The sequence below is a fragment of the Pseudoalteromonas sp. QJM3NY_22 genome (assembly GCF_056173065.1).
Genome location: NZ_JBWBTZ010000002.1, coordinates 401247 through 428196, shown reverse-complemented (window position 1 = coordinate 428196; position 26950 = coordinate 401247). Strand labels below are relative to the sequence as shown.

General features: G+C 39.1%; 22 protein-coding genes and 1 pseudogene. 16 read left to right on the top strand and 7 right to left on the bottom strand.

What is annotated here, in order from left to right; all coding sequences use genetic code 11:
- The first annotated feature begins 202 nt into the window (after window positions 1–202).
- The 9 genes from AC0VZ4_RS22185 to AC0VZ4_RS22145 all read left to right on the top strand — a co-directional run bounded on the left by AC0VZ4_RS22185 (window position 203) and on the right by AC0VZ4_RS22145 (window position 11769).
- Window positions 203–1171, top strand: a complete 969-nt coding sequence (locus AC0VZ4_RS22185) for an IS30 family transposase (RefSeq protein WP_475442220.1) — start codon at window positions 203–205, stop codon at window positions 1169–1171.
- A gap of 159 nt (window positions 1172–1330) precedes the next feature.
- Window positions 1331–6094 carry a PAS domain-containing protein gene (locus AC0VZ4_RS22180; protein WP_475442162.1) on the top strand — a complete coding sequence of 1588 codons (4764 nt, stop codon included), beginning with the start codon at window positions 1331–1333 and terminating at the stop codon, window positions 6092–6094.
- A 12-nt stretch (window positions 6095–6106) separates the two neighbouring features.
- A complete protein-coding gene (locus AC0VZ4_RS22175) occupies window positions 6107–6589 on the top strand; it encodes a GNAT family N-acetyltransferase (RefSeq protein WP_007375593.1) in 483 nt (160 codons plus the stop codon).
- A 76-nt stretch (window positions 6590–6665) separates the two neighbouring features.
- A complete protein-coding gene (locus tag AC0VZ4_RS22170) occupies window positions 6666–7172 on the top strand; it encodes a hypothetical protein (protein ID WP_007375592.1) in 507 nt (168 codons plus the stop codon).
- Between the two features lie 22 nt (window positions 7173–7194).
- Window positions 7195–7806 (top strand): superoxide dismutase, encoded by a 612-nt coding sequence (locus AC0VZ4_RS22165; protein ID WP_475442161.1) that lies wholly within the window; start codon window positions 7195–7197, stop codon window positions 7804–7806.
- 74 nt (window positions 7807–7880) lie between these two features.
- The gene (locus tag AC0VZ4_RS22160) at window positions 7881–9233 is read left to right on the top strand and encodes a DNA-3-methyladenine glycosylase 2 family protein (RefSeq protein ID WP_033029722.1); all 1353 of its coding nucleotides are present in this window, start codon (window positions 7881–7883) and stop codon (window positions 9231–9233) included.
- Window positions 9233–9703: a methylated-DNA--[protein]-cysteine S-methyltransferase gene (locus AC0VZ4_RS22155; RefSeq protein ID WP_475442160.1), complete on the top strand. Its 471-nt coding sequence runs from the start codon at window positions 9233–9235 to the stop codon at window positions 9701–9703. Before AC0VZ4_RS22160 ends, AC0VZ4_RS22155 begins: the two co-directional genes overlap by 1 nt.
- Before the next feature lie 59 nt (window positions 9704–9762).
- Window positions 9763–10356: a thymidine kinase gene (locus AC0VZ4_RS22150; RefSeq protein ID WP_475442159.1), complete on the top strand. Its 594-nt coding sequence runs from the start codon at window positions 9763–9765 to the stop codon at window positions 10354–10356.
- A 153-nt stretch (window positions 10357–10509) separates the two neighbouring features.
- Complete coding sequence (locus AC0VZ4_RS22145) at window positions 10510–11769, top strand: IS256 family transposase (protein WP_475439694.1); 1260 nt, start codon at window positions 10510–10512, stop codon at window positions 11767–11769.
- Here AC0VZ4_RS22145 and ltaE read toward each other — a convergent pair.
- Together ltaE and rlmF are read right to left on the bottom strand one after the other, a co-directional pair.
- Window positions 11742–12710 (bottom strand): low-specificity L-threonine aldolase, encoded by a 969-nt coding sequence (gene ltaE, locus AC0VZ4_RS22140; RefSeq protein WP_475442158.1) that lies wholly within the window; start codon window positions 12708–12710, stop codon window positions 11742–11744. The genes AC0VZ4_RS22145 and ltaE overlap by 28 nt on opposite strands.
- A gap of 22 nt (window positions 12711–12732) precedes the next feature.
- Window positions 12733–13665 carry a 23S rRNA (adenine(1618)-N(6))-methyltransferase RlmF gene (gene rlmF / locus AC0VZ4_RS22135; protein ID WP_475442157.1) on the bottom strand — a complete coding sequence of 311 codons (933 nt, stop codon included), beginning with the start codon at window positions 13663–13665 and terminating at the stop codon, window positions 12733–12735.
- 128 nt (window positions 13666–13793) lie between these two features.
- On the opposite strand from rlmF, the gene AC0VZ4_RS22130 reads away from it, so the two are divergent.
- Window positions 13794–14711, top strand: coding sequence for an alpha/beta fold hydrolase (locus AC0VZ4_RS22130; RefSeq protein ID WP_475442156.1), 918 nt, complete (start codon window positions 13794–13796; stop codon window positions 14709–14711).
- 304 nt (window positions 14712–15015) lie between these two features.
- Here AC0VZ4_RS22130 and AC0VZ4_RS22125 read toward each other — a convergent pair.
- From AC0VZ4_RS22125 to AC0VZ4_RS22115, 3 genes and pseudogenes are all read right to left on the bottom strand, one after another.
- Window positions 15016–16447, bottom strand: a pseudogene (locus AC0VZ4_RS22125) (tetratricopeptide repeat-containing sulfotransferase family protein).
- A gap of 86 nt (window positions 16448–16533) precedes the next feature.
- Complete coding sequence (locus AC0VZ4_RS22120; protein ID WP_475442155.1) at window positions 16534–19191, bottom strand: TonB-dependent receptor plug domain-containing protein; 2658 nt, start codon at window positions 19189–19191, stop codon at window positions 16534–16536.
- A 338-nt stretch (window positions 19192–19529) separates the two neighbouring features.
- A complete protein-coding gene (locus tag AC0VZ4_RS22115; RefSeq protein WP_475442154.1) occupies window positions 19530–19688 on the bottom strand; it encodes an oxidoreductase-like domain-containing protein in 159 nt (52 codons plus the stop codon).
- Window positions 19689–19793: 105 nt separating this feature from the next.
- Between AC0VZ4_RS22115 and AC0VZ4_RS22110 the strand changes: the two genes are divergently transcribed.
- On the top strand, window positions 19794–20216 hold the full coding sequence (locus AC0VZ4_RS22110; protein WP_149605049.1) for a hypothetical protein: 423 nt from the start codon (window positions 19794–19796) through the stop codon (window positions 20214–20216).
- Window positions 20217–20304: 88 nt separating this feature from the next.
- Complete coding sequence (locus tag AC0VZ4_RS22105) at window positions 20305–21669, top strand: leucyl aminopeptidase family protein (protein ID WP_475442153.1); 1365 nt, start codon at window positions 20305–20307, stop codon at window positions 21667–21669.
- Window positions 21670–21707: 38 nt separating this feature from the next.
- Here AC0VZ4_RS22105 and gloA2 read toward each other — a convergent pair whose 3' ends face one another.
- Entirely contained in the window at window positions 21708–22094 is a 387-nt protein-coding gene (gene gloA2 / locus AC0VZ4_RS22100; protein WP_475442152.1) for an SMU1112c/YaeR family gloxylase I-like metalloprotein, read from the bottom strand.
- Window positions 22095–22164: 70 nt separating this feature from the next.
- The gene (locus AC0VZ4_RS22095) at window positions 22165–23244 is read right to left on the bottom strand and encodes a beta-ketoacyl-ACP synthase 3 (protein WP_475442151.1); all 1080 of its coding nucleotides are present in this window, start codon (window positions 23242–23244) and stop codon (window positions 22165–22167) included.
- 153 nt (window positions 23245–23397) lie between these two features.
- Between AC0VZ4_RS22095 and AC0VZ4_RS22090 the strand changes: the two genes are divergently transcribed.
- The 4 genes from AC0VZ4_RS22090 to AC0VZ4_RS22075 all read left to right on the top strand — a co-directional run bounded on the left by AC0VZ4_RS22090 (window position 23398) and on the right by AC0VZ4_RS22075 (window position 26945).
- Entirely contained in the window at window positions 23398–24705 is a 1308-nt protein-coding gene (locus tag AC0VZ4_RS22090; protein ID WP_475442150.1) for a metal-dependent hydrolase family protein, read from the top strand.
- 8 nt (window positions 24706–24713) lie between these two features.
- The gene (locus tag AC0VZ4_RS22085; RefSeq protein WP_008133851.1) at window positions 24714–25118 is read left to right on the top strand and encodes a nuclear transport factor 2 family protein; all 405 of its coding nucleotides are present in this window, start codon (window positions 24714–24716) and stop codon (window positions 25116–25118) included.
- A 61-nt stretch (window positions 25119–25179) separates the two neighbouring features.
- Entirely contained in the window at window positions 25180–26421 is a 1242-nt protein-coding gene (locus AC0VZ4_RS22080) for an ATP-binding protein (RefSeq protein ID WP_475442149.1), read from the top strand.
- Window positions 26418–26945: a response regulator transcription factor gene (locus tag AC0VZ4_RS22075; RefSeq protein WP_475442148.1), complete on the top strand. Its 528-nt coding sequence runs from the start codon at window positions 26418–26420 to the stop codon at window positions 26943–26945. The genes AC0VZ4_RS22080 and AC0VZ4_RS22075 overlap by 4 nt, the downstream gene beginning before the upstream one ends.
- Window positions 26946–26950: the final 5 nt, after the last annotated feature.

Here is a 26950-nt window from a genome sequence, read left to right as displayed (position 1 = left end):
ATGCTCTCAAAACACTTTTATTGAATAATGCTTATATCATGGGGAGTTTAAAACAGCTACAAGAGTGACAAAGGAGTCAAAAAATTAATCCTATTGGCATGTTTTTTATTGTAACCTAAATTCGGATAATAAGTGCAATTTCTCAGATTAGATGGCCAGCTGTTATAATTCGGCCATTCTCTCGCCAAAGGAAATTGCTTTAATGAAATATAAACAGCTGACACAAGCAGAAAGATACCAGATTTACGCGTTAATAAAAGCAGGAAATAACCAAAAACAGATAGCTGATGAACTCACTTGTTCACCGTCATCTATCTCTAGAGAGTTAAAACGCAATAAAGGGCTTAAAGGCTATCGACCTAACCAAGCCAATAATTTTGCAGAGCAAAGACGCAAGTCATCTTTCAAAGCAAGTAAGTTAACAGATGATGTTACTGACTGGATTAATAAATTGTTGGTTGACGGACTTTCGCCAGAGCAGGTGGCAGGCCGCTTAGCTTTAGAGAAAAAGGTCGTTTTGCATCATGAAACGATTTATCAATATATTTACAGAGACAAGGCTCGTGGTGGTGAACTACATAAGACACTCACTCGTGCATGTAAAAAGTATAAAAAACGCTATGGAAGCTACGATAAACGTGGACAGATAGTTAATCGAGTCAGTATTGATGAACGCCCAAGTATTGTGGATTCAAAGTCTAGGATTGGTGATTGGGAGGGCGATACAGTCATAGGCAAAGGGCGTAAAAATGCCTTTGTTACAATGGTTGAACGTAAAACGTTATATACAGTCGTTCACAGAATTGAAAGCAAGCATGCGAAAATAACAGCCGATGCGCTGATCAAGTGTATGACACCCTATAAAGGTAAGGTTATTACCGTGACTTTAGATAATGGAAAAGAGTTTGCTCACCATGAGCATATTGCACAAAAATTAGAAGCGGATGTGTATTTCGCTCACCCATATTCATCATGGGAGCGGGGCATAAATGAGAATACCAACGGCTTACTTAGACGCTTCTTCCCCAAGGGAACTGACTTTATGTCGCTAAGTGAAGCAGAAATACAGGCGGCAGTTGATAAGCTCAACCATCGGCCAAGAAAAACAAGAGGGTATAAAACCCCTCATGAGTTATTTACGGGGCAATCAGAAGTTCTGGTGGCTGCATAATGATTGCACTTAATACTTGAATTCAAGTAATGCTAATTTGACGTTATAACGCTAAATACCGATTTTTTAAGGCGTTTATAGCTCAAAACTTGCGTCTTTAAATATTTAATGCATTAATATAGTCACTATAAAATGACTATAAGCTATTAGGCAATAAGCATGGATAAGGGTTTAAACTTTGGAGTATTAACAGGTAAAGGACAATCTGTTCGAAGTAAATTAATTATTACCTTTATAATTATAGCATTAGGGCCGTTGTGCTTGTTAACGTGGTTTAGTTTTCAGCATGTAAATAATACGCTTAAGCAAAATGCGCATAGCGAACTAAATGAACTCAGCAATATTGGAAAGCAATTTGCTGAAATTTGGTTTTTAGACCAAGTTAATGATCTGTATTTATTAAAGTCGCAATTAAGTATAAGTCCAACTAAGGAACACGCTTTAATAAATGATTTTGTCAGACAATATGATTTTATAAATCATATTGAAATCATTGACGTGTTGCCTAACAAAGCAAAAATAGAGCTTTCCTTATTTAATCAAATTCAAGAATCAGAACTCACTAAATTATTCATAGCACAAAATAAAACAGATAAAGCATTATTTCATTCTATGGTGGTTGAAGGACATGCGCATCATATAGTGTCGTTACCTATATTTGACGATCAAAATAAACTAAAAAGTGTATTACTAGCCGATGTAAACTTACAGGGACTGCTAAACAACTTAAGCAAAATACAGGCAAAAAATACGAGTGTTGCATTCTTTATACTACACAATAGCAAAATCGAAAAGCAAACAAGGGCTTCCGTTGCTACCCCACCGCTTTTAAATCAAAACAGCTCTGCACCAAAACAAGTGTTTAGTTATGCTAATAACAATGAAAAAATATTTTATGCATACATTAATGAACTTGATTTTTTAGGCCAGCAAGGTTGGCAGCTATTAGTTTCCAAACCAGCTGAAGCAGCATTACAAGGCAGTCTTTATTATAAGCGGCTTGCTATTTTAACTAATGCTGGATCTTTGCTGCTTATTTTATGTTCGTCTTGGTGGTTTGGTCGTATATTATCTCGCCCGTTAATTCGTTTAACTAATATTGTTGAAAGTATAACTAGAGGGAAACATGTAAAAATCCCTATTTTAAACGACAGTATTGAGTTTAATCAGCTTTCAAAAGATTTGCATGAGCTGGTAAAAGTAAATCAAGAACAGCAAAGTACTTTGCAAGAACAACGAGCTGCATTGCAAATTGCACTTAAGCAATTAGCAGAGCAAAAATCAGCGCTTGATAAGCATGCAATTGTTGCTGTTACTGACTTACACGGAACAATAGTTTTTGTGAACGGAAAATTTTGTGCAATAAGTGGTTATGAAGAATATGAGCTTATAGGTCAAAATCACCGGTTATTAAATTCAGGCACGCATTCACATGCTTTTTTTGAAGAAATGTATGCAACGCTTAAGCGTGGTGAAGTTTGGAATGGGCAAATTTGTAACAGATCAAAGGACGGTAGCTTATATTGGATGGACACCACTATAGCGCCATTTTTAGATGATGAGGGTAAACCACAAAGCTATATAGCAATTCGCACTGATATTACTCCACTTAAGTTACAGGAATTTGAATTAGAACAGCATAAAACACAACTTGAACTTGTTATCAATAGTACCGCTGTTGGTATTTGGGATTGGTATGTAGATACAAGCAAAGTTACGTTTAATAAACGTTGGGCTGAAATCATTGGTTATACACTTAGTGAAATAGAACCTTGCAGCATAGATACTTGGTATAAATATGCACACCCAGAAGATTTAGTTGAATCAGAATTAAAATTAAAAACCTACTTAGCTGGCGGCAGTGATTTTTATGTTAGCGAAGCTCGGATGAAGCATAAGTTAGGGCATTGGGTCTGGGTACTTGATACAGCTAAAGTAGTTGAATGGAATAGCGACGGCTCACCTAAACGAATGATTGGGACGCATGTAGATATTACTCAAAGAAAAACAACGGAGTCTGAACTACAAAGCAGCCGTGATCAGTTTGCGTCTCTTGTTGAAAATATTCCCGGTATTATTTATCGCTGCGAGTCAGATGAAATATGGACGATGCTTTATTTAAGTGATCAAACTAAAGATATCACTGGTTATGCCGCAGATGATTTTATTAATAATAAAAATAAGCGTTTCTTTGATCTTCTTCATGAAGAAGATATTGATCATATAAAAAAATCAATTAACCAATCTATTAAAGAGCATAGTACCTGGTCAATTGAATACCGAATTATAGCAAAAAATGGTTATGTTCGATGGGTTAATGAAAAGGGTAAGGCAATCTATGACTCTGACGGTACTGTTCTGTACCTTGATGGCTTTATATTGGATATTACTGAGCGCTACAATATACAGTTGAAAATAAAACGTCAGCAAAGTTTACTTGAATCAATGAGTAAGCAGGGACAAATTGGCGCGTGGGAAATAGATTTAAAAGCCCATACTCTTTATTGGTCAGATGAAGTTAAAGTTATTCATGGTGTACCTGATGAATATGAACCCGATTTAGCGACCGCAATAGATTTTTACAAGCTGGGAGAACATCGCGATAAAATCTCTAAGCTATTTGAAAATGCAGTTACTTTAGGTGAAAGCTGGAGTGTTGAGCTGATAATTTTAACCCATCAAGGTAAAGAAAGGTGGGTTAAGTCTATGGGTCAAGCTGAATTTAAAAATGGTGAATGCATACGTATATTTGGCTCATTTCAAAGTATTGATGCTCATAAACGTTTAGAGATCGAAAGTGAAAAAGCAAACAGATATAACAAAAATCTTGCCCAATTAACCATTGCGCCTGAAGTGCAAAGTAGTGATGTAAGCGAAGTGAACAAACTAGTTGTTAAATCAATGTGTGAGGTATTGAATGTAGAGCGTGCTTCGTTATGGATTTTTAATGAGGCCGGTGATGCTATGGTGCGTCATAGTTTACATACTAAAGGCGAGGGACTGGTTCGCACGGAAGATGAGCTAAAAGTTAAAGACTTTCCTGCGTATTTTTCTGCTATTTACAAGCATAACTTAATTGCGGTTGATAATGTCAATATGCACCCTGCAACAGCTGAGTTTATTGATGACTACACCAGGCCGCTAAATATTAAATCGTTAATTGATGTTGTAATTTCTTCGGGTGATGGGAATTTGGGGATTTTGAGTGCTGAAAAAGTGGATGAACACCATTATTGGACTCAAAACGAAGAAACTTATTTACGTTCATTAGCAACCTTAGTCGGAAGTACGCTTATATCGCAACGCCGTAAAAAAATAGCAGAAGAGCTTAGTGTTGCCCTCGTTAAGGCTGAAGATGCTGCGGTTGCTAAAAGTCAATTTTTAGCGACGATGAGCCATGAAATTAGAACGCCGATGAATGGTGTACTTGGCATGCTAGAGCTTATTGAGCTTGAAAACTTATCGAAACCAATTGAAACAAAAGTAGGGATTGCTAAAACAAGTGCTCACTCATTGCTGGGGGTTATTAATGATATTTTGGACTTCTCTAAAGCTGAAGCGGGTAAAATAGAGCTCGAAAGTATTAATTTTAATGCGGGTGATTTAATTGGTGAAGTTGCAGCTGCGCAAGCTTTTACAGCTCAAGATAAAGGCATTGAAATTATCTTAGATTTAGTCGCTTTAGAGCCTTCACAATTGTGTGGCGATCCAGGTCGTATCCGTCAAATTCTTACTAATTTATTGAGTAATGCAGTCAAATTCACCAGTAAAGGTGAAGTTGTCGTTAGTGCTCAAATAGATAAAGTAGAACAAGGCTTAGTGCTACAAATAAAAGTAAAAGATTCAGGTATTGGTATTAATGAGCAAAAACAGCATCAATTATTTTCACCTTTTTCTCAGGTAGATGCTTCAACAACGCGAGAATATGGTGGCACTGGACTCGGTTTAGCTATTTGTAAACAGCTGTGTGAGCTGATGGGTGGGGAAATTTCACTTAAAAGTGAAGCAGGCCAAGGCAGTGAATTTACTGTGACTATACAAGTCACCCAAAGTGAGCAAAAAGAACGTTATATACACAAGCTAAATATAAAAGGTTTATCTGTCTTAGTTGTTGATGATAATGAGACTAATAGAATTGTTATATCCCAGCAGCTAGAGCATTGGGGCGCCCATGTAGCGCTTGCATGCGATGCATATGATGCACTTGCAATGTGTGAAAGCCGCATCAGCAGTAATCTAAAAATGTATGATATTGCAGTGCTTGATATGCAAATGCCTGGCATGGACGGGATTGGACTTTGCAAGGCTTTAAAAGCAAACGATGACTTTAAAAACATGCCCCTTGTTATGATGACGAGTATTGCTGGTATGGAAGGTGCTCAGCGTTATTCAAGCATTGGATTTCAAGCTTATTTCCCTAAACCTGTTACAACGGCGGATCTGATTTCAGCGTTGTCGGTAATTACAAATAATGAGCATGATGAAGCATTACCGTTGGTTACATCCGGTTATATCTCATCTTTGAAAAAAGAAAAATTAGGTGACCCTATTCAAATATTACTTGTAGAAGATAATCCAATTAATCAGCAAGTATCCACATTAATGCTTAAAAAACTTAATTGTAATATTACGCTTGCTGAAAATGGACAGCTCGCTATTGATATTTTAAATACTCATGGGCAAGGTTATTTTAAAGCTGTGTTAATGGATTGCCAAATGCCAGTGATGGACGGCTTTGATGCCACAAAAGCTATTAGAAATGGCTTAGCGGGCGACAAACACAAAGATATTAAAATAATAGCATTAACGGCAAATGCGATGGATGCAGATAAGCAAAGGTGTTTTGCTGCCGGAATGGATGATTATTTAAGCAAGCCAATACAATTGGATTTTTTAAAAGATAAATTAGAACAATATATTTGAGGTATAAAGTATATGAGTGAAATAATTGAAATTCGTGATGCGCGACCAAGTGATTCAAAAACGATTTTACATTTTATAAACGAGTTAGCCATTTATGAAAAAGAACCAGACGCAGTAAAAACAAATGAACAAGCCATATTAGATACATTATTTAGTGAAGGGGCGACAGCACATAGTATTATTTGTTTGGATGGCGATGAGCCAATAGGCTTTGCTGTTTATTTTTATAACTACTCTACATGGTTAGGTAAGAATGGCTTATATCTCGAGGATTTATACGTAAGTCCAGATAGCCGTGGGAAAGGCGCAGGAAAAGTAATTATGAAACACTTAGCTAACAAAGCGATTAGCAATAACTGTGGTCGGTTTGAATGGGTGGTTTTAGATTGGAATAAACCGGCCATTGATTTTTACGACAGCATGGGTGCTAAAGCGCAAAATGAATGGATTATTTACCGATTAGCAGGAGATGAATTAATTAATTTTGCAAAATAGATAATGAAAATCATTTGCATTTGCGTTTTATGATGTGTAAGTTAATAGCATATTAAATAAACGCATAGATGATTTTATGATCTTAGGTCAAAAACAGCAGCAACCTGATTTACTTTATCTTGAGCAAGCATTGAGCCCTTGGCAGTCAAACATCATGCAAGGCAATTATGCCTTTGAGCAAGGTGCATTACTTGAAGCGCGTGACAAGTACTTATTAGCTAAAACACTCGCTGGCCATCTATTACAACAATTCTTATGTGCGCAAATTAATACTAATGTCATTTATGCTATTGAACATTGTATTCCTGCACTTGTTGTTGCCTCCCATAATTTAGCTGATACCTATATTGCAATGCAGCAACCTGAAAATGCATGTAAATGGTTATGTGAAGTTCACTTATCATTATCTCCACTTATTAAGCACACTCATTACGATGTACAAAAGGTAAGTAAGCATCATTATCTTAAAACATCAGCTGAGCTTGTGTCATTTGCACGTCGTTACCCCTCTTTACCCGAACTTATTGAGCAAGTAAATTTTTGCTTATGCTCAGAGAGTACTACAAACAATCAACTGCACTAATTTAAAAGAAAAAGGAGTATTTATGGCTTTTACTTTGCCTGCACTTAACTATGAGTACGATGCGCTTGAGCCTCATATTGATGGTAAAACAATGCATATTCATCATACTTTACATCATCAAACCTATATCAATAAAGCTAATGCTGCTTTAGCGAATACACCGTTTGCTGATTTAGATGCCGAAAAGTTATTGAGAGAGATTAATGGCTTACCAAATGATTTAAAAAAAGCAGTGCAGGAGCATGTTGGTGGGCATTTAAATCATAGCTTATTCTGGTCAGTCATGAGTCCCAACGGAGGAGGAGAGCCAAGTGATATTATGGCACAAGCAATTAATGAGCAGCTTGGTGGTTTTAATCAATTTAAGGAAAAGTTTACTGCAGCGGCTGTGAGTCAATTTGGCAGTGGTTGGGCATGGCTATGTGTAGCACCTGATGGGTCATTAGTTATACAAAGCAGTACTAATCAAGATAGTCCCTTAATGGAAGGTAATACACCTATATTAGGCCTTGATGTGTGGGAGCATGCGTATTATTTAAAATATCAAAATAGACGCCCTGAATATATTGCTGCTTTTTATAATGTGGTTAATTGGGCTGAAGTACAAAATCGCTATTTAGCTGCTATTGGTTAAGTGCCGAATATGGCTAGTAATACAGTTTATTTTCTATAAGCTAGGCTCTATTAAATTAGTTTGTAGAGCCGTTTATGAAATTTTTACATTGGCAAAAAGCACGTCAAAGTCGAGACCCTCGTTTTGATGGTCTTTTTTATGTAGCGGTTAAAAGCACTGGAATATATTGCCGACCAATTTGTCCGGCACCAACGGCTCATGAAAAGAATGTGGCTTATTATCAGTTTGCGCACAATGCAGCGCAAGATGGTTTTAGGCCATGTATTCGATGTAGACCTGATAGTGCACCTGGCAGTGCAGCGTGGCAGGGGACAAAAACTACCGCGTTGAGAGCAAAACAATTAATAGATCAAAATGATGAACATGACTGCGAAAAATTAGCAGGTCGTTTAGGTATTAGTAGTCGCTATTTAAGACGTTTATTTAAACAATATTTTGGTGTGTCTATTACACAATATAGGTTATTCAATCAATGCCATTTTGCTAAAAAACTGATTCAAGAAACAAACCTACCAATGACAGAAATAGCTTTTTCCGCTGGCTTTAAAAGCATTAGGCGCTTTAATGATGCATTTTTACAGCAGTTAAATATAGCCCCCTCGAAGCTGCGCAGTGGCGATAAAAAACCAACGTCAACACTCACATTAACTTTACCATTTAGGCCGCCTTATAATTGGCCTGCTTTGCAGTGTTTTTTACAAAGGCGTTTGATAAAACCAATGGAGTGGATAACGCAAACGAGTTACGGGCGTACTTTTGCAAGTGAGGAATATAAAGGAAGCTTTACCGCTGAATTTATAGCGAGTAAAAACCACTTTAGGGTGTCTATTGACATAGATAATACGCGTCATCTGCAACCAGTAATAAATAATATACGTCGTGTACTTGATTTGGATGCCGATATTAATTTAATTGAAACGCATTTAAGCGCTAATACAAACAATGCATTTACAGTGTGCGAGGGGCTCAGGCTTCCAGGAATTTGGTCAAGCTTTGAAGCCGGTATAAGGGCGGTACTTGGGCAACAAGTAAGTGTTACTGCGGCGCATAATTTAGTAACAAAGTTAGTTGATGAATTAGGCGAAAAAAAGGGCGATGCCATTTATTTTCCTACGGCTAAAATTGTTGCTAATAGTGATTTTACATTTTTTAAAATGCCACAGGCGCGTAAAAATGCGCTGCATAACTTAGCGCAATTTTGTGCGTTAAACCCTCAAAATGATGATTTAGACGAATGGCTTAGTTTAAAAGGAATTGGCCCTTGGACGGTAAACTATGCAAAGCTGCGAGGACAAAGCCAACCCGATATACTACTTGATGGCGACTTAGGTGTTAAAAAAGCACAAGCGGCAGCAAACCCTTTTGAGCCTGCTCATTGCGCTCCTTTTCGCTCTTACTTAACGTTTCAACTTTGGCAGCAATTGTAATGATAATTCAAACAAAAATACCAAGCCCAATAGACAATATTATTATTCAAGCAACCGATAAAGGTGTGAGTTATGTTGGGTTTTATCCACCAGTTGAGCACTCTCATACGCCATTTGAGCAAGTCAATAACAAAGCGGTGCTTATTTGCGCTGTGCAATTGAACGAGTATTTTGCAAAAAAACGCACTACTTTTGAGGTACCACTTGATACAAACGGTACAGTATTTCAACAAAGTGTATGGCAGGCGTTATTAACAGTACCTTTTGGGGAGTCGCAAACATATGGCTATATTGCTAACCAACTCAACAACCCCAAAGCAGTGAGAGCGGTAGGCGCTGCGAATGGTAAAAACCCGATTAGTATTATTGTTCCGTGTCATCGGATCATTGGTGCTAACGCAAAGTTAACGGGTTATGCGGGAGGCTTGGATAGAAAACGGTGGTTATTAAAACATGAAGGGCTAATGTGAATTGGTATTAATTTAATATTAAGGTAGCATAAGCGCACTTTTTATAAAATGGCACAGCAATGGCTCAATTATACTTTTACTACTCTGCAATGAATGCAGGTAAATCAACCACGTTATTACAATCGGCATTTAACTATAAAGAGCGTGGTATGGAACCTGTGATCCTCACCGCAGCCATTGATGATAGGCAAGGTGTGGGTAAAGTATCATCTCGTATTGGCTTACAAGCAGATGCGCATGTTTTTGATGCTAGTAAAGATGTTTTTGATCTTATTCAATCACTCAATAATGATAAAAAACGCCATTGTGTATTGGTTGATGAATGCCAATTTTTATCAAAAGAACAAGTAATGCAATTAACCGATGTAGTTGATGAATTAGGTATACCGGTATTGTGTTATGGCTTGCGTAACGACTTTAGAGGCGAGCTATTTATAGGCTCGCAATATTTGCTAGCGTGGGCTGATAAGTTAATTGAGCTTAAAACTGTATGCCACTGCGGACGTAAAGCAAACCATGTACTGCGTACCGATGAAAATGGTGAAGCAATAGCCGATGGTAACCAAGTAGAAATTGGCGGCAATGACCGATATGTTTCGGTATGCCGCAAACATTATAAAGCCGCGTTAAATATGGGCCAACAAAGCATTTAAAAATATATCAATATCTTCGCGGGTTATATCTAAATGCGTTACTAGCCTAAGCTGCGGAGCTATAGTCGTTTCTGGTGTATGAGAAAAAGTCATTGCGATGTAATCTGTTAATTGATCTTGACCGGATCAACAATTAACCAGAGAGACATCGCAATGACTGAAAATGATAATGTTATTTCCATTGAAAAACCAGACAATCCGTTAGAGCAGTTGCTTAAAAGCGGGGCGCAGCAGTTGTTAGCTCAAGCGATTGAGGCTGAGTTGGCTGTTTTATTGGCTCAATACCAGCATGAGACCGTCGAGGGACTTCAGCGGATCGTCAAAAATGGTCACCAGCCTGAGCGTACGATCCAAACAGGCCTTGGTGATATTGAGGTCAAAATACCTAAAGTCAGGGATCGAAAAAAGGAAGGCATTAAATTCAATAGTGCCTTGATCCCGCCTTATCTGAAACGGACAAAAAATATCGAAGAGCTGATCCCATGGCTCTATTTACGAGGAATTTCGACGGGTGATATGCAGCCCGCTTTAGTGTCTCTTTTAGGCGAGCAAGCCAAAGGTTTGTCGGCCAATAGTGTCTCTCGGTTGAAATCCACCTGGGAAACGGAGTATCAGCAGTGGTCTAAACGTTCCTTGGCTAAACGTCGATATGTGTATATCTGGGCCGATGGGATTTACAGTAAAATTCGAATGGATGATAAGCTGTGCTTACTGGTAATTATGGGGGTAGATGAAACGGGCAGAAAGGAGCTATTGGCGGTGGTTGACGGGGTTCGTGAGTCTGAGCAGAGCTGGACTGAAGTGTTAAATCAACTGCGCTCACAGGGTCTAACAATACCACCAAAATTGGCCATAGGGGATGGTGCGCTGGGGTTTTGGAATGCCCTCACCAAAGTATGGCCAACAACCCAACATCAACGTTGCTGGGTGCATAAAATCGCGAATGTGCTAAACAAAGTGCCGAAATCAATGCAACCTAAAATCAAAGCGAATTTACAAGATATCTGGATGGCAGAGAGTCGAGCTTCTGCTTATAAAGCGTATGATTTATTTGTTAAAAATTACTCAGTCAAATACCCAAAAGCGACGGATTGCTTGATGAAGGATAAAGATGAAATGCTGGCATTTTATGATTATCCTGCTGAGCATTGGATGCACATAAGAACGAGTAATCCGATAGAGTCAACGTTTGCGACGGTAAGGCTGAGAACGCATAAAGTGAAGAGTTGTGGCAGCCGGACAACCACCTTAATGATGGTTTTTAAACTCGCGCAGTCGGCAGAGAAAAAATGGTACCGCTTGCGAGGATTTAAGCTACTGGCTGAAGTAATTACAGGGGTAAAATTTAAAGACGGCGAAAGAATAACTCAAGATCAAACAGAGCATCAAGATGAGCTCATACACCAGATTTGACAATAACTCCTAAGCTGCTTGCTTGGGCTAAATAATATGCCTTGTTGTTTAAGGGCTTTAGCAACCTCTTTAATGCTTATATTACCAGCGTAAGTTGCGTAAACCATATTAGTGGTGTTAGTCATATCTACAGTAAAACCACTTATCTCACTTAGCTTTTGAGCCAAATAACGTGCATTTTCATGATCGTCTTTTAAGCGCTCTACATTGTGCTCAAGTGCAAACTGCCCAGCGGCTGCAAGCATTCCGGCTTGGCGCATACCGCCACCAAGTACTTTTCTCCATCGTCTTGCTTTATTAATAAGTGCTGGTGAGCCTAATAATAAAGAGCCTACGGGGCCCCCCAAACCTTTTGATAAACAAATAGAAACTGAATCAAAGTGCTTTGTGATTTCAGTGATATCAATATTTAGCTCAACAGCGGCATTAAACGCACGTGCGCCATCTAAGTGCAGTGCTAAATTATGCATATCAACAAAGTCGCGAGCTTGGGCTAAGTACTCAAGCGGGAGTACTTTTCCGCCAATGGTATTTTCTAAGCTGAGCAATCGCGTTTTTGCAAAATGGCAATCGTCTGGTTTTATAGCCGCCGCTATTTTACTAAAAGGGATGCTGCCATCAGCTTCGTTTTCAATAGGCTGTGGCTGAACAGATCCTAATACAGCTGCGCCGCCACCCTCAAACTTATAATTGTGAGCATTTTGGCCACATATGTATTCGTCACCACGCTCACAATGCGCCATTAACGCAAGTAAGTTGGCTTGTGTACCTGAGCTACAATAAAGTGCGGCTTCAAAATTAAAACGCTTACACGCATAGACTTCTAACTGGTTAACGCTTTCATCATCACCATATACATCGTCACCAACCGGTGCGTTGTACATAATATCGCGCATTGTTTTTGTTGGTTTTGTAACCGTATCAGAGCGAAAATCTATCATGGTTTGCTTTTCCTTTTATAGCTTAATCAAGCTCGCTACATATTTGTTCACGAGTTTCTTTATCAAAATAGCTCCATGCAATAAAGCGGCTAATTTTTTGACCCTGTGCCATATCAACTATTTTATACTCGGCTATTGGGTGAGCTTTTAACACTTCTTGAAGGGCTGCAATATTATCTTTTTTAGAGACTAACGAAGTAAACCACAGTACTTGTTCTGCAAAGTCTTCGCTTTCTTTAATCATATTAGAGATAAACTGTACTTCACCGCCTTCGCACCATAATTCATTATTATGACCACCAAAGTTAAGCGTGCTACTGGGTGTTTTTCCTAAGTTTTTCCATTTACGTTCACTTCCTTTATTTGCCTCTTCTTCACTTGCATGAAACGGCGGGTTACAGAGTGTTAAATGGTATAGATCTTTTTGATTAATAACGCCTTTAAAAATATGTGATGCGTTTTTTTGTTGTTTTAGGGTTATTTTTAAACCATTAAACTGCGCAATTTGCTTTGCTATTTTTACTGAGGCTGCATCAATATCAGTCCCTGTAAAATACCACTTATATTCACTTGTACCCGTAAGTGGATAAACCAAGTTAGCGCCAGTGCCAATATCAAGCACTTTAATTTGCCTACCTAGAGGTATTTGTTGTTGATTATCATCACTTAATAGGTCGGCCAAGTAGTGAATATAGTCAACACGGCCAGGTATAGGCGGGCATAAGTTATGCTCGGGTATATCCCAAAAAGCAATATTATAATGCGCTTTTAAAAGAGCTTGATTAAGTATTTTAACAGCCTTGTTATCACTAAAATCAATGCTTTTAGTACCTGCAGGTGTGGTTATAAAAAATGGCAGTAGAGCAGGGTGCTCTGTTGTTAATAAATCGAAGTCGTACCCATTTTTATGTAGGTTGCGAGGGTGTAATTTTGAACGTGTTTTATTTTCTTTCATGGCTTCATTTTAACAACAGATATAATGACGTAAGTGTAACAAATGCTGATGGGTAAAGTGCAGACATTTCCTTTGGTATATTTAATATTACTGGTAGGATGAGTTGAGAGTAATAAAAAGGAATAACTGTGGCAATTTCTCAGCAATCAATAATTATCAATTTAGCTGATCAACAAACACTTCATTTACGCCGTATCAGTGATGAAAATCAGCAAGGGCCTGTGGTATTTTTTATGCATGGAGCTGTAGAAAACGGTAAAATTTTTTACACGCACTCCAATAAAGGACTTGCCCCTTTTTTGGCTGAGTATGGGTATAGATGTTATGTGGCTGATTTACGTGGCCGAGGTGATAGTAAGCCGGCTATTTCAAGCGACGCTAAATACGGACAAACCGAGGCCATTTTAGAAGATATTCCAGCCTTTATTAAGCAAATAGAGTTGATTGAAGGTAAAAAGCCTGACTACTGGGTTGCTCACTCTTGGGGCGGGGTATTGATGAACAGTGTATTTGCACGCTTTCCAGAATATATTAATGATGTAAAAGCGTGTGTGTATTTTGGCTCTAAGCGTTCTTTATTTAATAATCATCCTCAAAAATTATTACAAGCCAATTTGATTTGGTATTTTATGGCACCTTTACTTGCTAAAAAGCATGGCTATTTAAATGCTAAAGGTTATAAGTGGGGAAGCGATAATGAAACTCAAAAGTCGCATTATCAAAGTATGCAATGGGCTAAAAAGAAGCCATGGATAGATGATGATGATGATGATTTTGATTATGCAAAAGTGCTAAACAGCCTGCATTTACCGCCAACACTTCATATTGCTGCGGTAAAAGATAAAGCATTAGCGCAGCCAATCGATATTAAAAAATTCATGGACGAATCTGGATCTGGCATTCAACAAATGCAAATTTACGGTCGTAAACACGGGCATAATTTTGATTACGACCATATTAATATGCTTACCCATCCGAGTGCGCGCGATGATCAATTTAAAGATTTACTTAATTGGTTTAAAGCGCATTCAGTAAGGGCCTGTTGACCTTTCAGGATTAAAATTTGTTCAATCTAGGGGCGATTTAATCGCGGCGCGAAGTTTGTAACCTTGTGGGCTCGGTAACTGCTCCTGCGTTACTCTACTGGCTTACATCCATGTAAGAATAAGTAAAAACCGAGCAACAAAGAGTTAATCGTCCCTAGATCGAGCTCAAAGGGCAGTGGATGTTTGGTCTTTATGCTGCGTTATCGCCTATTTATGGGGAACAACCACACTACATAGGCTCTGCCTTGCCTAAATACCAAACAGCCTGCTGCAAATTTAACCTCGAAAGATAAACAGGCCCTAATTAATTCTCATCAAGCAACTTTAGAAGAGGTGTTTTGTAACGCTCCCACTTAGCGATTGCGGCATTATTAATAGGTTGGCGAATAGCATGTTTACTCAAGGTGGTTACCGGTGTTTTTTGTTTATAAAACGCTAAGCAGCGCTCTTCAAAATGACAGTTTAAAAAGCCAAGTAAATGCGTTAGCTGCTCTTTTGGGTTACTCACTAAGTCTTCGTAACTGACATCATAAATTGGCATTTCTTTAAAGGAATGCCAATGGCCCATCAGTTTTTCATACAACTTATGATAAAGCTTAAACTCAGGTAGTGAGCAAAAATAAGGCTCGTTTTCAGCAAAGTAATTACTAAACACTGAAAAAGCAGTCGCATTAAAGTCACGCGTTAAGTTTATAAATTTGGCATTTGGAAAAAGGACATAAATAAGTCCAAGAGATAGGTAGTTACTCGGCAGTTTATTTATTATAAAAGGACTGATGGGCGATGCTGTTTTTAATGTTGTGATATACATTTTGCGGGCTTTTTTGATTAAATCAGGCGTTAAATGCGCTAAACATTGCGGGTAAGCAACTCCCGTTTTTTGTTCGATAAAAGCAACTGCGTTATTACTAATACTCGTACTCTCTCCTAAGCTCGAAAACTGACTATGGCTTGCCAACATTTGCTCCACAAGGGTAGAGCCACTTCGAGGCATGCCAATAATAAAGACAGGCGCGATATTAGTTGTAAAACTTTTATCACGTTTGCATAAAGGCATTGGTATTGTGTTTAATTATTTCGCTGTAAAAAGGTTCAAGCTCTTGAGTATTAAAGTTACTTAATTTTCGTTGTAGTTTATTTGCTAGTACACAGTAATTAAATGCTTGTTCAATGTCTTCAAGTTTATCGTAACTTTTAGCGAGTGCGTAATAACACACCATTTTGAGTCGTAAATTATCTGTTTGCATTAATAAATGATGCAGATTACTTATGTAGTTGTGTTCTTTGTCAAAGCGGCCTAATTGAACTAACTCAAATAAAATATAAGCAGTTACGGGGTAAACCCCCATACTCAATGCGTGTGCAAATGTGGTATGCGCTTTATTTAAATCGCCATGTGTTAAATAGTGCTGAGCTAAGTAGTAATGAGGTTCAGGGTTATTATTTGCTAGACTTTTTGCATATTCAAGCACAGTAAGTGCATCTTTTGGTGAGTTGACACCATTAAACGCATCGGCTAGTGCATGCAGTGGCTCAAGCATATGAGGCATGCGTTCACACGCTTTTTGGAGTAAGTACACAGCAGCATCAAATCGCTCTAACCTCAATGCGATTTTGCCTAAACCAAATAAAGCTTCACCATTTTCAGGGTTGCTTTTTAATAGTGTCTTATAGTGAAACTCAGCTTCTTTGAGCATGTTTTGTTGTAGTAACTGATTAGCTTTTTTGAGTAGCATAGCGGGGCATTTTATTTTTTATTTACTATAAAATAAAAAAGGCGAAATGTCTTAACATTTCGCCTCCACTTCTTTATGTAAAAGTATTAGAACGTGTATGTTGCTTTAGCGTAGTAAAAGCCACCATTAATACCGAACGGAGATGTTTCGTAATACTTACCACCCCAGTTGTTATTTGGCGCGCCAGCTGCCTCAGCAAAATCAAGTTTTTCAGCATCCTGATCAAATAAGTTTTGAGCACCAACCGAGAAGCTAATTGACTCATTCATGAAGTAAGTAATTTCAGCATCAATAGTTACAGCTGCGTCAGCAGTTTTTGCTGTTGCATCGTAATCTACGTGAACGCCTTGGTATTCTCCGTAGTAATTTGCACGAGCAAATGCAGAGATAGATTCCCACTGTTGAGACAATGTGAAAGTAGCACGGTGATTAGGTAAGTCTTCTTCTAAACGCTTAACTTTAAATGCACCGGTAATATCACTAAATTGAGTTACTTCAGTATCATTCCAGTTGTAAGCAAGGCTAAATGTTGAGCTTCCGCCCATTAATTCAGCTGTATAGTTTGCAACTAAATCGATACCTTGTGTTGTTGTATCAAAGTCATTCGTGAAAAAGCTTACTTGTGCAAGACTCTGTACATTAGGTACGCCCGCAGCTTCAAGTGTATCTTTATCGCTTTGACTTAAATTAATCTTATCTGATTGGCTAATACGATCTTCTACTTGGATATTGTAGTAATCAAGCGTTAAAAATAAATCACCAATAGTGTATACAGCGCCAAACGTGTAGCTTTGAGACTCTTCTGGCTCAAGCTCTGTACCACCTAATTGTACCGCGATAGGGTTCGTTGGTGGAAGTAGTGCTGAATCTTGTAATACACCATTGTCTAAGCTTGTTTGTACGTTACTTACATTAGCTTGACCAACCGTTGGAGCACGAAAGCCTGTACTAATAGAACCACGCACATTTAAATCTTCAGTTACATGGTACTGCGCCATAACTTTATAGTTTGTTGTTGTGCCAAAGCTGTCGTAATCTTCAAAACGTAAAGCTAAGCCCATTAAAAAATCTTCAGTAAATGGGGCTTCAATATCAACAAATGCAGCGTAGTTACGGCGAGTGTATTCACCCGCGTCAGATGGTTTAAAACCAGGGAAACCATTAGAACCTATACCAAAACCTTGATCAGTAAACTCACCAGCTGTAAATGACGCTACATCACCAGATGTTACTGTAAATGTTTCTTCATGCCACTCTAAACCACCGGCAATATTTACATCGTATGCTAAATCAAAATCAAATCCTTTAGAAATATCTAAATTGAAGTTTTTCTCTAGTTGCGAGTATTTACCTGGACTAAAGTCGCGTGGTGAGTCTAAGCCTAATGACGCATTAACTGTATCGTAAATAAAGTAGCGAGATTCATTAAAGCCAACCGTACCACTAATGTCATAAAATGCATCTTTTAAGAAGCCACCAGTGAACATGCCTTTAGTACCAATTGTTAAAGAAGTATCGGTAATATTACCACCAAAGTTAGGTGTAAAACCGCCAGGCAGTGTTTCATTGAATGCAAAACAATTAGCAGAGGTTAGTGAATCTATTGCAGATTGATCTGGTGCACCGTTAGCTTGAATTTCTACTACTGGACAATCTAATTGGGCGTCATAACCATCTAAAGAGCCAACTAAAACAGTAGGTGTAGCAGCATCCCAAGCAGTTTGTCCAACTGGGTTGTCATCACCAGGGCGGCGCATATTTACACCATTAACATCGCGAATGTTGCCACCATATACACCTGGGCGAGATGTAGGGTTACGATAATAGAAACCACCTCGTACATCGCGCTCAGAGTAGTTACCAAACATGTAAAATTCAGAATCGTTTGTTAGCTCTAGTCCAACATTACCAAAAATTGAAATATCATCATCGACTTCTGGTGCACCCCAAACTTGAGCTAAAGGCGATACGTCTTGAACACCGGCTGCTGCAAGTCCAGCAGCATCAGGACGCTGTACAGAACGACTAGTTGCATCAGCTGTTTTGTATTGAAAGCTTAAATTAGCAAAACCATTGTCGGTAAACGGTAAACCAATGTTACCCGATACTTGAGTTGTATCGCCATCACCTTCGTAGTACTGGCCGTGGCGAACTTCTAATTTACCGCCTTCTGACGCGTCTTTAAGTTGGAAGTTCATTACACCTGCAATTGCATCAGAACCATACTGAGCTGCAGCGCCATCACGAAGTACTTCTACTTGCTTGATTGCAATACTAGGGATAACTGAAATATCAGCACCTTGTGCACCATCATTAATACCACCACCTAAAAATGCGATTACAGAAGCACGGTGACGACGTTTGCCGTTTAAAAGAACCAATGTGCTGTCTGATGGTAAGCCACGTAAGTTTGCTGGGCGAACAAGTGATGCTGCATCACTAATAGGGTTTTGGTGAACATTGAAAGATGGTACTGCACCTTTTAAAAGCTCAAGCATGTCAGTGTTACCTGACTTTTCAAGCTCTTCACCACCAATAATATCGATAGGAACCGGTGAATCACCAATTGAACGTGGAGCTGAACGCGTACCTACTACAGCAATTTTTTCAACATTTTTATTAACTTTGGCCTTTGCTTGCTCTTCATCTGCAGCAATAGCAGAGCTTGAGATGAATAAACCAGCGGTAGTGGTCGCTAGAGCAAATTTAATTGCCTGATTTAGTACGTTATTTTTTAATTTCATTCTAATTTTCCCCAGTTAGAATAATTTTTTGTTTAGTAATGCATTGTAAGTATTACTTATTTTGTGTTTTTGGACTGGAATACAGTGGATGTTAGGAGGAAGTTAAATTACTTGACTCCTTAGAGTTTTAGCTCACATCTAGTGAAGTCCTAATTACAGACTATACATAAAAAACAACGAGAGCAATTATTAATTAACCATTAAATAACAAAAGTTTAAATTAACTAAAAGTAGTTCAAATTGTGCATTATAAGAAGTTAAATGAAATAATTAAGTGCAATATGGTGCTTTTAAGGTGAGTTAATGCATTTTTTTGGGTTGTTCAGTTGTTGATTTTGTTAATTAACTGTATCAACTTTGGGTTGTGTTAGCTGCCATTTTTTAAGCTTTTCTTTGTATGTATCCCATACACACGGGCAGCAAGAGCCTCCGCCACAACATTCATCAGATTTTGGTTTTTCAGGTTTTAAAATGTTTTTAGTATTTTTTTTGAGCATGGAAATCAATTAATTAGGCACTAGTTTGGTGCAAATAATAGTAGATGAGGCGAATCAAGTAAATTATTCTTTGTGAACATGGATGCCTGTGTGAAAATGCATGTTATGCGATTATATAAAGTTATTCACCGTGCACCTTGGCGGGTAGTTAAAATTAGCAAGAAACGCCAACAGCTACGTTTTCGCCGTGCTATGGTGGCGCTTAAACTTGCGCTTGCTCAAGAAAAGCAAGAAACAAAAGAAATGCTTTCTATTTATAGGCGCTATACGCAAGGACAAACAAATCAAGCTGAGTTAAAGCGCGCTAACGAACAATTTGTCGATATTTTAAAGGGCCTTGGCTTGGGTGTATTTGCTGTATTACCATTTGCGCCTATCACTATTCCCTTAGTGGTTAAATTAGGAGGTTTAGTTGGGGTGGATGTACTACCTAGCTCCTTTAACATGAACAAATCAATTAAAGAGCTCGACGCAGAAATTAATCAAGAAAATCAAAAAGAAACTCAAAAAAAACAGACTAAAAAGTAATCTTACAAACCGTTAAATTAGCGATACCTTTTAGGTGCGCTTATTGATATGCTCTTAAGTACCATTTTTATATTATACGAGCTATTTAATGAGTGCATTACTACGTCATACATCTTCTGGTATTCCTTTATCTTTTATTTTAAAAAACGAATTATCTGACTGGCAAACTCAGCAACCTGCATTTATACAAAACTGGTTAAATAACACGGGCTTTGAAAAGCAAGGGCTAGCCCTTATTCCCGATGCTAACACTGGCGAGTTAAGCCAGGTATTTTGTTTAATGCAAAGTAGCGATGATTTTTGGGCAGCGGGTAATTTAGCAAATACACTTCCTACAGGTACTTATCAAATTCAAGACGACAGCGCTTTTGTAGAGCAGGTTGCTTTAGGGTTTGTACTTGGTGGTTACGAATTTAGTGAATATAAAGAAAAGCCAACAGCAAAAGCACAATTAGCCATTAGCGATAAAGCGTTATATGAGCGCATTAGCCAACAAGCTGATGCCATTACACTTGCACGTGATTTAGTAAATACCCCAGCGGTTGATATGATGCCGCAACATTTATCGCAAGTTATGGAAGATTTAGCTGCAACTTACAATGGCGAATTTTCACAGTGGATTGGTGATGAGTTACTAGAGCAAAACTACCCGACTATTCATATGGTGGGTCGTGCAAGCGAAAATAAACCGCGTTTACTTGATTTAAAATGGGGTGCAACAGATGCTCCATTAATTACGCTAGTCGGTAAGGGCGTATGTTTTGACTCAGGCGGACTTGATTTAAAACCAAGCTCTGGCATGCGTAACATGAAAAAAGACATGGGCGGCGCAGCGCATGTTATTGCACTAGCACAGCTTATTATGGCAGCTAACTTACCAATTAGGTTACGAGTGCTTGTACCCGCTGTTGAAAATGCAGTATCGCGCAATGCATTTCGCCCTGGCGATGTTGTTAAAACACGCAAAGGCATTATGGTCGAAATTGATAATACCGACGCTGAAGGCCGCTTAGTATTGTGTGATGCATTAAGCGAAGCACAAAACGATAATCCTGAGCTAATTATTGATTTTGCTACTCTCACTGGTGCATGTCGTGTTGCGTTAGGCACGGAGCTTCCGGGCTTTTTCTCAACAGAGCGCGATGTAGCAAATGGTATTATTGATGCAGGTTTGAGCGTGCATGATCCTGTTTGGCAACTTCCGTTGTTTGAGCAATACAAAAGCTTACTAAAAAGTGATGTAGCTGATATGGCAAATTGCGCAAGCACACCGTTTGGTGGCGCTATTACCGCAGCGCTTTACTTAAAGGAATTTGTTGAACCAACAACACCGTGGGTACACTTTGATGTTATGGCGTGGAACTTACGTGCATTACCAGGTCGTCCAACGGGTGGTGAAGCGTTAGGTATTCGTGCTGTATTTAACTACTTACAAAATCGTTTTAATAAGTAAGTTTTTGATTCAATAGTAAGAACTTGAGCTTATGAGTTTTAAACCTCATAAAGCTCAAGTGGCAAGTTATCTGGATCGGCAAAAAAGGTAAACTTTTTACCGGTTATTTCATCCACTCTAATATCCTCAACGTTTACATTGCACGACTCTAAATACGTTTTTGCAATCTGTACATCCGCTACCTTAAAAGCTAAATGTCTTAAGCCTTGTGCTTCGGGATAGCTGGGTCTTGCGGGCGATCCATCAAACGAAAATAGCTCTATTTGGCTACCATCGGGCATGGCTAAATCTAATTTATATGAATTACGATCAGCTCTAAAGTGCTCATTAATAACGTTAAGTTTAAGTACATTGCTATAAAAGTGTTTAGAACGTGCATAGTCACTACAAATAATCGCAGCGTGGTGAATACCGAAAAGTTTCAAATTTAATTCCTTAAAAAGCAAAAACGCACTTAAATAAGTGCGTTTTATATGTTGCTTACTACATGTTGTGTTAGCTTTGCTTCGCTTCTTTACATGCTTTAACGGCCGGTGCTACAAGTTCTAAACCGGTTTTATCACATGGCGGTAAAGCGGCATCGCTTACACTAATAGGCGTTACGCGTTCGCCCCACTTTATGTAACTTGCAGCCCACGTAAGGCCTGCACCAAATGCAGCAGACATAATATTTGAATGCGGTTTAATTAACCCTTGCTCAACGGCTTCACATAACGCAATAGCAATAGTCGCAGCAGAGGTATTACCATACTCACCAATGTTAACCATTACTTTTTCGTCAGGTACTTTTAAGCGATGCTGAATAGCCTGAATAATACGTAAGTTAGCTTGGTGTGGAACGAGTACATTAATGTCATCAAGGCTCAAATCGGCTTGTTTAAGTACATCGTCGCACGCTTCGCTCATGCCTTTAACAGCACGTTTAAAAATTTCACGACCTTCAAATAATAAATCAGATGGGCCAATTGGTTCATACTTATTTAAATCGCTACCAAAGTTGGTGATGTGTAAAATATCGCGGTCTTCGCTGTCACAACCGGTTTTGGTACCAAGTAAACCAGCAGGCGTATCTGCCGCTTCAAGTACTACTGCACCTGCGCCATCGCCAAATAAAACAGCGCTGTCGCGACGTGCCCAGTTTACGTACCAGGTCATACGCTCAGCGGCAATGACCACGGCTTTTTTGATCATACCCGCTTGAATTTGTGCTGTAGCAGCTTGTAACGCATATAAAAAGCCCGAACATGCCGCGTTTGTATCCATTGCGGCAGCGCCTGTTGCACCAATGTTTTTTTGCACTTGTGAGGCGGTATTTGCCACAACAGTTGAGGGTGTACAGGTTGCTAATATCACTAAATCAATATCTTTAGGATCAACGCCTGCGCATGCAATAGCATGCTTAGCAGCAACGGTTGCCAGCTCAGCGGTACTTACATGGCTCACTCGGCGAGATTTAATGCCAGTACGCGTGGTTATCCACTCGTCGGTGGTATTAACTATTTCACTAATTTCATCGTTGCTAATGCTTGCTGGTGGAATGCATTTACCCCAACCAGTGATATGTGCGTAAGGCATAGTATGTTCTCTTAAGGTGGTCTGACATGTGTTACTAATGGGGGAGTTATACCAAAAAACGGCTTTCAAGACTAGTTTATAGCATGCTTTGCATCGTAAATATTCGCAATTACAGGTTATTTAAGGTAATGCTAGTATAAAAAAGGAGCAAGTATGAAAACAACACTAATAACAACATTCACTGCAATAACGCTGGCATTAATAGCAAATGGGGCTTTTGCTCAACAGCATAAAATTATTTATGCGGGCAGTTTACTTGCATCCGAGGATCAAAAAGTAAAAACAGAGCAAACGTTAGTCATAACAGATAATACAATAACAGCCATTAAAAACGGCTACCTCACAAAAGCAGAACTTAAACTACCTGATGCCGATATTATCAATCTTAAAAATCAATTTGTAATGCCTGGTCTTATTGATATGCATGTTCACGTTACGTTTGAGCGAGATTCAAAAGCAAACCCTCACCGCTGGGCAACAGAATATGATGCCGATTATGCTTTGCGCTCAATTAAATATTTACAACGTACGCTCGATGCGGGTTTTACATCAGTGCGAGATTTAGGTAGCGATCACAAAGTAATATTTCCGCTAAAACGCGCTATTGAGCGAAATGATATTAACGGCCCTCGCATTTTTGCAGCGGGTAATACAATATCGCCTACCGGTGGACACGCAGATATGCACGGTTATCGAAAAGATATTACTGATGCGGTTACAGGTGGGATTGGCATTTGTAATGGCGCGGATGATTGTAGCCGTGCGGTACGCGAGGTAATTAAAAGTGGTGCTGATGTAATTAAAATTACTGCCACGGGTGGAGTACTAAGTAATACCGCTGCTGGGGTTAACCAACAACTTACAGATGCAGAGCTGATTGCAATTGTTGATACGGCTCACCACTTAGGACGTAAAGTTACAGCCCATGCACACGGTACACAAGGTATAAAAGCGGCCTTAAAAGCCGGTGTGGATTCTATTGAGCATGGCTCTTATTTAGATAAAGAGGCAATAAAGTTATTTAAAAAAACGGGGGCTTATTTAGTACCGACGCTTTTAGCGGGGGCAACGGTAAGTGAAGAGGTGCTTACAAACCCAAATATGCCACCGGCAATAGCCGACAAAGTGCGTGAAGTGACTCCAAAAATGCAGGCTTCGTTTAAACTTGCACTGAAAAACAAGGTTAATATAGCTTTTGGAACAGACTCTGGGGTGTCGCGTCATGGGCTCAATGCTAACGAATTTAGTTTAATGGTAAACAATGGTATGAGCGAAGCCCAAGCTATTAAATCAGCAACCATACATGCAGCTAAACTGCTGGGGCAAAGCGCACTCATTGGCGACTTGAGTGTTGGTAAACAAGCAGATATTATCAGTGTGAATGGCTCACCGCTTAAAAATATCGACGTACTTAAAAACGTGCAATTTGTTATGAAAGCCGGGCAAGTTTATAAACAATAGGGAAGGTTATGAGCAGCAAAATAAAAGTGTCGTTGTTTAATCATTTGATTGACGCTGAGCGCCAGTTACTAGACCCAGAAGTTCGCCAATCTGAGCGCGCATTAGATGCTTTACTCGATGATGAATTTATCGAAATTGCTGCCAATGGCACTACATTTAATAAATACCAAGTACTTACCCGCTTACCTACTGAGGTTGTGCCACAGTTTTATAATCAGCATTTTAAGGGCCGAATGCTGAGCGATGATGTAGTGCAACTTAGTTATCAAGCAGCTTATAGGCGCTCTGCTCGCGCTGAGTTTAATTATTCTTTACGTATGTCGCTTTGGCGTAAAAGTAATGAACAATGGAAAATGGTGTTTCACCAAGGAACGCCTTGTGCGCCGTTTTCAATTTCGATGGATGATGATTAAAAATCATATAACTGTTAAAATAACCTTATTAAACATTTGATTGGGCAATAACCTGTTGTTAATGCGTACCGACCCCACCATTAGTCGATTATTAATGCTGCGAAGCGGCTCTATTGCCGTGCAATTAATTGCGGTACTTAGCGTTTATTTTTTACTAGAACATCAAATTGCATTACTGCCTTTACTTATTGTTATTGCCGTTGAGGCTGTGTTTCAGCTTATTAGCCTATTTGCTTATCGCAATGTGAGCCGCGCTAAACCTTTGGGTATGTTGATGCAGCTAACTGCAGACGTATTATTTTTAACGATTTTGCTATCGCTAAGCGGCGGTGCAACTAATGCATTTGTTTCGCTGTTATTGCTCCCGATAATGATAGCTGCTGTTACGCTGCGAGAAAAAGGATTAGCTTATGTTGCGGTATTAGCCATTGCCGCATACAGTTTTTTACTTATAAAGATGCCCGATCACAGTATGCATCAAATGAATATGAGTGGTCATTTTATTGGCATGTGGGTTAATTTTGTTTTAAGTGCCAGCGTAATTGCACTTGTTATTGGCGCAATGAGCAGAGCACTTAAAGAGCGAGAGCGAATTATTGCAAACGTGCGTGAAAAACAATTGCGTAATGAACAGCTTGTTACCCTTGATGGGGCTGCTGCACAAATCACCCATCAACTAGCGACCCCAATTGCAAATTTACAGCTATTGTTTGAAGAGTTATTAGAAGACCAGCCAAACAACCCTATTGTTAAGCACATGCAAGCGCCGCTTACTCAGTGTAGTACGCAACTTAACGACTTTAGAAAACTCTCAGAGCAATTACGCCTTAAAAATTCGCAAGAGCATACCACCGTAAAGCAACTGCAAACGCAAATTACAGATACGCTTTTACTGCAATACCCTGATCAGCACATTAAATGGATTACGCCACCTATTGCGGCAACGCTATTGAGTGATGCGATGTTATTGCCTGCTATTTTAAATTTATTGCAAAACGCCGCGCTCGCTAATCAAAAACAAGGCCAAACTCAATTAGAGCTGAGTTGGCAGCAAGATAACTTACATAGTGAATGCGTTTACTTGTTAATTCGCGATTTTGGCCGTGGCTTTTCATCATCGCAATTAGCAGAACTTGGCGGGCAACTTATGCCAAGCGATCAAGGAATGGGGCTTGCTGTGCTTTTATCAAATGTTACTTTTGAGCGTTTAAATGGCTCACTTACCTTGTTTAACCATGCAGATGGCGGCGCTGTCGCCAAAGTTAAACTCGCTATTGTAAACACCGAGAAAACAGCCTCATGAAGTTACTTATAATTGAAGATGACATAAATTTAGCCAGCACACTGGCAAGGCGCTTAACTAAACAAAGCTTTACCTGTGAGGTGGCGCATAACCAAAGTGATGCGTTACTTGCTGCGCGTAAATTATTACCCGACTTTGTTTTATTAGACATGAAACTAGGCGATGACAATGGCTTGGCGTTAATAAAGCCGCTGCGTAGTTTGCTCCCCCAAACTCATATTGTTTTACTAACAGGGTTTGCAAGTATTGCAACCGCAGTAGAGGCAATGCGGTTAGGCGCAAACGATTACCTTACTAAGCCGGTTGATATGGCAACATTATTAAAAGCGCTTAACACCGAGCCTGTGGCATTGGCATCGAATGTTATTGATGATGCGGTTATGTCGCCAGAGCGCTTAGAGTGGGAGCATATTCAACAAGTACTGCACAGTAATAATGGCAATGTGTCGGTAACCGCAAGGCAACTTAATATGCATAGACGTACTTTGCAGCGCAAGTTACAAAAAAAGCCGGTGCAGCAGTAATTTAG

Bases quoted from the DNA above. Each gene is read 5' to 3' on its own strand.
- AC0VZ4_RS22185 (WP_475442220.1), top strand. From the start codon at position 203: ATGAAATATAAACAGCTGACACAAGCAGAAAGATACCAGATTTACGCG.
- AC0VZ4_RS22180 (WP_475442162.1), top strand. From the start codon at position 1,331: ATGGATAAGGGTTTAAACTTTGGAGTATTAACAGGTAAAGGACAATCT.
- AC0VZ4_RS22175 (WP_007375593.1), top strand. From the start codon at position 6,107: ATGAGTGAAATAATTGAAATTCGTGATGCGCGACCAAGTGATTCAAAA.
- AC0VZ4_RS22170 (WP_007375592.1), top strand. From the start codon at position 6,666: ATGATCTTAGGTCAAAAACAGCAGCAACCTGATTTACTTTATCTTGAG.
- AC0VZ4_RS22165 (WP_475442161.1), top strand. From the start codon at position 7,195: ATGGCTTTTACTTTGCCTGCACTTAACTATGAGTACGATGCGCTTGAG.
- AC0VZ4_RS22160 (WP_033029722.1), top strand. From the start codon at position 7,881: ATGAAATTTTTACATTGGCAAAAAGCACGTCAAAGTCGAGACCCTCGT.
- AC0VZ4_RS22155 (WP_475442160.1), top strand. From the start codon at position 9,233: ATGATAATTCAAACAAAAATACCAAGCCCAATAGACAATATTATTATT.
- AC0VZ4_RS22150 (WP_475442159.1), top strand. From the start codon at position 9,763: ATGGCTCAATTATACTTTTACTACTCTGCAATGAATGCAGGTAAATCA.
- AC0VZ4_RS22145 (WP_475439694.1), top strand. From the start codon at position 10,510: ATGACTGAAAATGATAATGTTATTTCCATTGAAAAACCAGACAATCCG.
- ltaE (WP_475442158.1), bottom strand. From the start codon at position 12,710: ATGATAGATTTTCGCTCTGATACGGTTACAAAACCAACAAAAACAATG.
- rlmF (WP_475442157.1), bottom strand. From the start codon at position 13,665: ATGAAAGAAAATAAAACACGTTCAAAATTACACCCTCGCAACCTACAT.
- AC0VZ4_RS22120 (WP_475442155.1), bottom strand. From the start codon at position 19,191: ATGAAATTAAAAAATAACGTACTAAATCAGGCAATTAAATTTGCTCTA.
- AC0VZ4_RS22115 (WP_475442154.1), bottom strand. From the start codon at position 19,688: ATGCTCAAAAAAAATACTAAAAACATTTTAAAACCTGAAAAACCAAAA.
- AC0VZ4_RS22110 (WP_149605049.1), top strand. From the start codon at position 19,794: ATGCGATTATATAAAGTTATTCACCGTGCACCTTGGCGGGTAGTTAAA.
- AC0VZ4_RS22105 (WP_475442153.1), top strand. From the start codon at position 20,305: ATGAGTGCATTACTACGTCATACATCTTCTGGTATTCCTTTATCTTTT.
- AC0VZ4_RS22095 (WP_475442151.1), bottom strand. From the start codon at position 23,244: ATGCCTTACGCACATATCACTGGTTGGGGTAAATGCATTCCACCAGCA.
- AC0VZ4_RS22090 (WP_475442150.1), top strand. From the start codon at position 23,398: ATGAAAACAACACTAATAACAACATTCACTGCAATAACGCTGGCATTA.
- AC0VZ4_RS22085 (WP_008133851.1), top strand. From the start codon at position 24,714: ATGAGCAGCAAAATAAAAGTGTCGTTGTTTAATCATTTGATTGACGCT.
- AC0VZ4_RS22080 (WP_475442149.1), top strand. From the start codon at position 25,180: ATGCGTACCGACCCCACCATTAGTCGATTATTAATGCTGCGAAGCGGC.
- AC0VZ4_RS22075 (WP_475442148.1), top strand. From the start codon at position 26,418: ATGAAGTTACTTATAATTGAAGATGACATAAATTTAGCCAGCACACTG.